The sequence below is a fragment of the Actinomycetota bacterium genome (assembly GCA_036280995.1).
Classification (GTDB): Bacteria; Actinomycetota; CALGFH01; order CALGFH01; family CALGFH01; genus CALGFH01.
Window position 1 is genome coordinate 1 of the sequence record DASUPQ010000921.1, and the last position, 5,708, is coordinate 5,708.

Here is a 5,708-nt window from a genome sequence, read left to right on the forward strand (position 1 = left end):
GGCCAGGGCCCCGGCCAGCCGGCCGGGCAGGTCCGGGCCGGGGGCCGCGTCCATGGCCAGGCCGGGCACCAGCCGGTCCGCCCGGCCGGCCCCGGCCACGGTGCGCACCGTCAGGCCCAGGCGGCGGAACGCCTCGCCCCAGTGGTCGGCCACGACCGACACCCCATCGGGCCCGCCGAGGCGGAACGACACGATCCCAACACACGGAGGACCGCTCAGGGGGTCACCTGCGTGCCGATCTCGCCGGCCAGGGCCTTCTCGGACAGCTCCGGGGTGGTGATGACGGCCCGGCGGCCGCCGTGGGCCAGGAACCGGAGGACGGCCTGGACCTTGGGGAGCATGCTGCCGGGGGCGAACTGGCCGTCGGCCAGGTGCCCGGCGAGGGTGGCCGCGTCCAGCTCGTGCAGGTCGCGCTGGGTGGGGCGGCCGAAGTCGACGGCCACGTGGTCGACCCCGGTGAGGATCAGCAGCACCTCGGCGCCCAGCCGGGTCGCCAGCAGCGCCGAGGCCAGGTCCTTGTCGACCACCGCCTCGACCCCGGCCAGGGAGCCGTCGGCCGCCCGGACCACCGGGATCCCGCCGCCGCCGGCCGCGACCACCACCGCGCCCGTGGCCAGCAGGGCCTCGATGGCCGGCTGCTCCACGATCTCCCGCGGCTCGGGCGAGGGGACCACCCGGCGCCAGCCCCGGCCGGCGTCCTCCTTCATCGCCCAGCCGTGCCGGTCCATCCGCCGGCGGGCCTCGGCCTCGTCGTAGAAGCCGCCGATCGGCTTGGAGGGGGAGCGGAACGCCGGGTCGCCGGGGTCGACCACCGTGCGGGTGACCACGGTGACGGTGGCCCGCCGCACCCCGGCCTGGCCGAAGGCGTTGTCAAGGCACTGCTGGAGCATGAAGCCCATGCCGCCCTGGGTGTCGGCCACGCAGGTGTCGAGGGGCAGCCGGGGCAGCACGCCGGCGGCCAGGTCGCTGCGGAGCAGCAGGTTGCCGACCTGGGGGCCGTTGCCGTGGGTCACGACCAGCGGCCGCTCGGTGAGGTGGGCGAGATGGTGGGCCGTCTCCATGGTCGCCCGGTACTGGGCCGGGATGGGGCTGGCGCCCCCCGGTGGGGAGATGGCGTTCCCGCCCAGGGCCACCACGACAAGTTGCTCGCGCACGCGCTCCTCCTGGCGACTTCCGGGCGGCGCGCCGCTGCGTCGCCCGGAACAGCAAGGCTATCAGCCGAGCGGCAGTCCCCAGAGGGCGAACCAGCGGGCCAGCTCCGGCTCGATCGGCAGGTCGCCGCCAAGGGTCGCCTTGACCCGCAGCTCCAGCTCGTTGTCGCGCCGCTCCCCGTCCAGCGGGGCGAACGGGTAGAAGGTGCCCCGCTTGTACAGGTAGACGAGGTGGAACGGCCGCCCAGAGGGGCTTCCCGGGGGGTTGTCCTGGAGCCCCCCGGACCCCCGGTCGCGGAAGGCGAACACCGAGCAGAGCAGCTGGGGGCCGAAGCCGTACTGCTCCAGGGTCGAGTTGACCAGGTGGACGCTGGTCACCAGGTCCTCCATCTCCGGGTCGGCCAGCACCACCCAGCGGTAGCCGTAGCGGTCGTCGCTGACCTCCAGGGTCGACCCGGCCTCGGTGACGGCCAGCTCCAGCAGGCCCTTCAGCTCCTCGGAGGCGGCCGCGAACCCCTGCCCGGAGGCCGGCTTGAAGCAGACCGCGGCCTGCCCGGTGGGGCGCATCCCGGCCGCCGCCTCCAGGGTGATGGCCGCGCCCGTCACCCCGAACAGGGCGTCCAGCTTGGGCTGCTTGGGCTTGCTGCGTCCCAGCAGCGCGTCGAGGAACTTCACGCCGGCCGGCCGAGCTGGGCCTCCAGCCGGGCCAGCTGCTCGAGCCGCCGGTCCAGGGGCGGGTGGGTCGCGAACAGGGTCGAGAAGCTGAACCCGGGGGCGAGCGCCGGGGCGAAGAAGAAGGCGTTGAGCGGCTCGGCCGCCCGCAGGTCGCGGGTGGGGATGCGGGCCATGTCGCCGGTGATCTTGACCAGGGCCGAGGCCAGCAGCGACGGGCGGCCGATGAGGATCGCCCCGGCGCGGTCGGCCGACAGCTCCCGGTAGCGCGACAGCAGCCGGGTCAGCAGGAAGCTGAGCGCGTACACCACCGCCGAGGCCAGCACCACCAGCAGGATCACGGCCCCGGCGTTGTTGTCGCGGTCGTTGGAGCGGCCCCAGCCGCCCCCGCCCCAGGCCCCGGCGTAGATCGAGGAGCGGACCACGAACCCGGCCAGGATGCCGAGGAAGCTGGCGATGGTCATCACGGCCACGTCGCGGTGGGCGACGTGGGACAGCTCGTGCGACAGCACCGCCTCCAGCTCGGGCGGGGACAGCTTGCGCAGGATCCCGGTGGTCACGCAGACCACGGCGTGCCGCTGGTTGCGCCCGGTGGCGAAGGCGTTGGGCATGTCGGTGTCGGCGATCGCGACCTTCGGCTTGGGCATGTCGGCCAGGGCGCAGAGCCGGTCGACCATCTGGTGCAGCTCGGGCGCCTGCTCCGGCGACACCTCGTGCCCGCGCATCGCCGACAGGGCCAGGCGGTCGGAGAAGAAGTACTGGAAGAACAGGAACCCGCCGGCGATCAGGACGATCAGCAGCCAGCTCTTGAGGATCGCGATGAGCACGGCCACGAAGACCACGTACAGCAGGCCGAGCAGGAACATGGTGCCAAGCATGCGGCTCGTAAGGCCGGCGTCGGCCGGGAACCGCGTTCGGGCCATCAGCGCATCACCCCGGGATGAGCCCCTCGTCGCCGAGGACCTCGCGGACTTCGTGGATGGTCGACTCGGGGCTGGGCAGGACCAGGTCGGACGGGCCGATCCAGTCGGCCGGCAGCTCCTTGCCGGCGGTGCGGACGCTGGCCAGCAGGGCCTCCAGCGCCGCCGTGAACTGGGCGTCGTCGCCGCTGTCGACCGCCTTGGTCAGGTCCTCGTCCAGCCGGTTGAGCTCCTCGACATGCCCCGCGGGCACGTCGAACTGGCCCTCGCCGCTGATCCGGACGATCATCGCCGCTCCTCCTCGACCGGGGCCTCGGCCTTGGCGGGGGCCTCGGCCTCGGCGGGAGCCTCGTCGGGGGCGTCGAGCTGCTTGGCGGTGGTGCTGCCGCCGGTCAGCTCGCCCTTGAGGCGGGACAGCTCGGCCTCGACCGCCGGCTCGGCGAAGCCGCGGTCCAGCTCGGCCTGGAGCCGGTCGCTCGACATCGAGGCGTCGTCGAGGGCGCCGGAGGCCATCAGCTCGTCCAGGGCGCCGGAGCGGGCCTGCATCTGGGCGACCTTGTCCTCGGCCCGCTGCATGGCCAGGCCGACGTCGCCCATCTCCTCGCCGATCCCCGAGATGGCCTCGTTGACCTTGGTCTGGGCCTCGGCCGCGGTGTAGTTGGCCTTCATCGTCTCCTTGCGGATGCGGAAGGAGTCGACCTTGGCCTGGAGGCGCCGGGAGGCCTCGACCATCCGGGCCTCCTCGGTCTTGAGCTGGTCGTGCTGGGCCTGGAGGTCGGTGAGCTGGGTGGCGATGGCCTGGCGGCGGGTGAGCGCCTCCCTGGCCAGGTCCTCCCGGTCCTGGGTGACGGCCTGCTTGGCCTGGCCCTCGAGCTTGGCCGCCGAGCGCTGCAGCTGCTGGGCCTGCAGCTCGATGCGCTTGCGCGAGGTGGCCACGTCGGCCACGGCCCGCCGCATCTTCTGCAGCATCTCCAGGGTCCGCTCGTAGGAGTAGTCGAGGGTCTCCCTCGGATCCTCATACTTGTCCAGTGTCTTCGAGGCTTTGGCCTTGAAGATGCTTGAGAACCGCCGCATCAGTCCCATCGTCCACGCTCCAGCGCCCGGGTCGGGTGTCCCCTGCAGCATACGACCACCATCAGGAAACGTGCGGGCTAGCGGCCCAGATCAGGGCCGCAGGCGCCAGGTGGTCCCGCCGCGGGTGTCGGTGACCTCGACCCCCATGGCGGCCAGCTGGTCGCGCAGGCGGTCGGCGGCGCCGAAGTCCCGGGCCGCCCGGGCCTGCTCGCGGGCCGCGATCAGCTCCTCGGCCCCGTCGGGCAGGACCTGGCCGACCTCGGCGGCCAGGTCGAGGCCGAGGAACCGGTCGAAGGCGGCCACGCTGGTGAAGCGGGCCGCCGCGGGCAGCGACTCGTCGCGGTCCAGCTCGTGGAGGATGGCCAGGGCCTGGGGGCTGTCCAGGTCGTCGTTGACGGCCCGCCAGAAGCGCTCCTCGTACCCGGCGCACCCGGGCGCCTGGCCGGCCCTCGGGTCGCGGGACCACTCGGCCATGCGCGACCGCAACCGGTCCAGGGTCGTCTCGGACCCGGCCAAGGCGTCCCAGGTGAAGTTGAGCGGGGTCCGGTAGCGGGCCTGGAGGAACAGCAGCCGCACGGCCAGGGGCCGGTGGCCCCGCTCGCCCAGCTCCCGCAGGGAGGTGAAGTTGCCCGCCGACTTGGCCATCTTGCGCTCGTCGGTGAGCAGGTGCCGGCCGTGCACCCAGGTGGTCACCACCTGATGGCCGACCACCGCCTCGGACTGGGCGATCTCGTCCTCGTGGTGGGGGAAGACGTTGTCCTCCCCGCCGGTGTGGACGTCGATGTGCTCGCCGAGGGTGGCCAGGGACATGGCCGAGCACTCGATGTGCCAGCCCGGGTAGCCGTCGCCCCACGGCGACGGCCACTTGACGAGCCGGCCCGGCCCGGCCGCCTTCCACAGGGCGAAGTCGGCGTGGTGGCGCTTGCGCGGGTCCGGCTCCTCCTGGCGGTGGCCGGCCCGCAGCTGGTCGAGGGTGTTGCCCGACAGGCGCCCGTAGCCGGGGAACGACTCGACCGCGAAGTAGATGTTGCCGTCGGCCTCGTAGGCGTGGCCGCCCTCCAGCAGCTTGGCCACCAGCTCCTGCATCTCGGGGACGTAATCGGAGGCGCGCGGGTAGGCGGCGGCCGGCTGGAGGTTGAGGGCGGCCGCGTCGGCCAGGTACGCCTCGGTGTAGTAGGCGGCGATCTCGGCCGGCGACTTGTCCTCCAGGCGGGCCGAGACCAGCATCCGGTCCTCGCCGCGGTCGAACTCCTCGTTGGTCATGTGCCCGACGTCGGTGATGTTCTGCACCTGGCGGACCTCGGTCCCGCCCGCCTCGAGGGCCCGCCGCACCAGGTCGGCGAGGAGGAAGCTGCGCAGGTTGCCGATGTGGGCGTAGCGGTACACGGTCGGCCCGCAGGTGTACATGGCGACCCGGCCGGGCGTGCGCGGCCGCACCGGCTCCTTGGCCCGGGTCAGGGTGTTGGTGACCTCCAGCACGGCATCGAGCATATGCCCTCCCCCCGACCCTGCGGCACCATGGTTCCATGGAACCGGCCGCTGCAGCCCAAACGGTCGGTGGTCGTCAGGCACACCCACCTCATCGCGGCGGGATGACCTTGGCCGCCAGGGCGCGGTCGCGGGGGATCTCGACCAGCTCGCCGCGGCGGTTGCGGACCGCGAACCGCCGCTCGTCGGCCGCCTCCAGGGGACCGACCACGTCGGCCACCTCGTCGCCGCCGGGCGCGGGACGGCGCCAGCGGACCACCACCCGCTGGCCGACGTCCTCCGGACCGATCCGGACCACGTACCGGTAGCGCATCCCACTACAGTAGGGGCGACCGACCGTCCAGCGCCCGGAGCCCGTGCCATGCCCCCCGACCCCGACGTCGTCCTGCGGCGGCTCACCGAC

The 5,708-nt window shown here is 73.3% G+C and carries 8 protein-coding genes; all 8 read right to left on the reverse strand.

Annotated features, from left to right (window positions below; genetic code table 11):
* Positions 1-192: hypothetical protein (locus VF468_30700; GenBank protein ID HEX5882656.1), on the reverse strand; the 192-nt coding region annotated here is incomplete at its 3' end.
* A gap of 23 nt (positions 193-215) precedes the next feature.
* On the reverse strand, positions 216-1,154 hold the full coding sequence (gene arcC, locus VF468_30705) for a carbamate kinase (GenBank protein ID HEX5882657.1): 939 nt from the start codon (positions 1,152-1,154) through the stop codon (positions 216-218).
* 60 nt (positions 1,155-1,214) lie between these two features.
* A complete protein-coding gene (locus VF468_30710) occupies positions 1,215-1,826 on the reverse strand; it encodes a hypothetical protein (protein HEX5882658.1) in 612 nt (203 codons plus the stop codon).
* Positions 1,823-2,746 carry a zinc metalloprotease HtpX gene (gene htpX / locus VF468_30715; GenBank protein ID HEX5882659.1) on the reverse strand — a complete coding sequence of 308 codons (924 nt, stop codon included), beginning with the start codon at positions 2,744-2,746 and terminating at the stop codon, positions 1,823-1,825. The genes VF468_30710 and htpX overlap by 4 nt, the downstream gene beginning before the upstream one ends.
* A 7-nt stretch (positions 2,747-2,753) precedes the next feature.
* Positions 2,754-3,032: a hypothetical protein gene (locus VF468_30720; protein HEX5882660.1), complete on the reverse strand. Its 279-nt coding sequence runs from the start codon at positions 3,030-3,032 to the stop codon at positions 2,754-2,756.
* Complete coding sequence (locus VF468_30725; GenBank protein HEX5882661.1) at positions 3,029-3,817, reverse strand: PspA/IM30 family protein; 789 nt, start codon at positions 3,815-3,817, stop codon at positions 3,029-3,031. Before VF468_30725 ends, VF468_30720 begins: the two co-directional genes overlap by 4 nt.
* 90 nt (positions 3,818-3,907) lie before the next feature.
* Positions 3,908-5,308 (reverse strand): cysteine--tRNA ligase, encoded by a 1,401-nt coding sequence (gene cysS / locus VF468_30730; protein ID HEX5882662.1) that lies wholly within the window; start codon positions 5,306-5,308, stop codon positions 3,908-3,910.
* A gap of 88 nt (positions 5,309-5,396) precedes the next feature.
* Positions 5,397-5,708, reverse strand: a 312-nt coding sequence (locus VF468_30735; GenBank protein HEX5882663.1) for a hypothetical protein, incomplete at its 5' end; no start/stop codon positions are given.

Excerpts from the sequence above, each read along its gene's own strand:
- cysS (HEX5882662.1), bottom strand. The coding sequence starts at position 5,308 with ATGCTCGATGCCGTGCTGGAGGTCACCAACACCCTGACCCGGGCCAAG.
- htpX (HEX5882659.1), bottom strand. The coding sequence starts at position 2,746 with ATGGCCCGAACGCGGTTCCCGGCCGACGCCGGCCTTACGAGCCGCATG.
- VF468_30725 (HEX5882661.1), bottom strand. The coding sequence starts at position 3,817 with ATGCGGCGGTTCTCAAGCATCTTCAAGGCCAAAGCCTCGAAGACACTG.
- VF468_30720 (HEX5882660.1), bottom strand. The coding sequence starts at position 3,032 with ATGATCGTCCGGATCAGCGGCGAGGGCCAGTTCGACGTGCCCGCGGGG.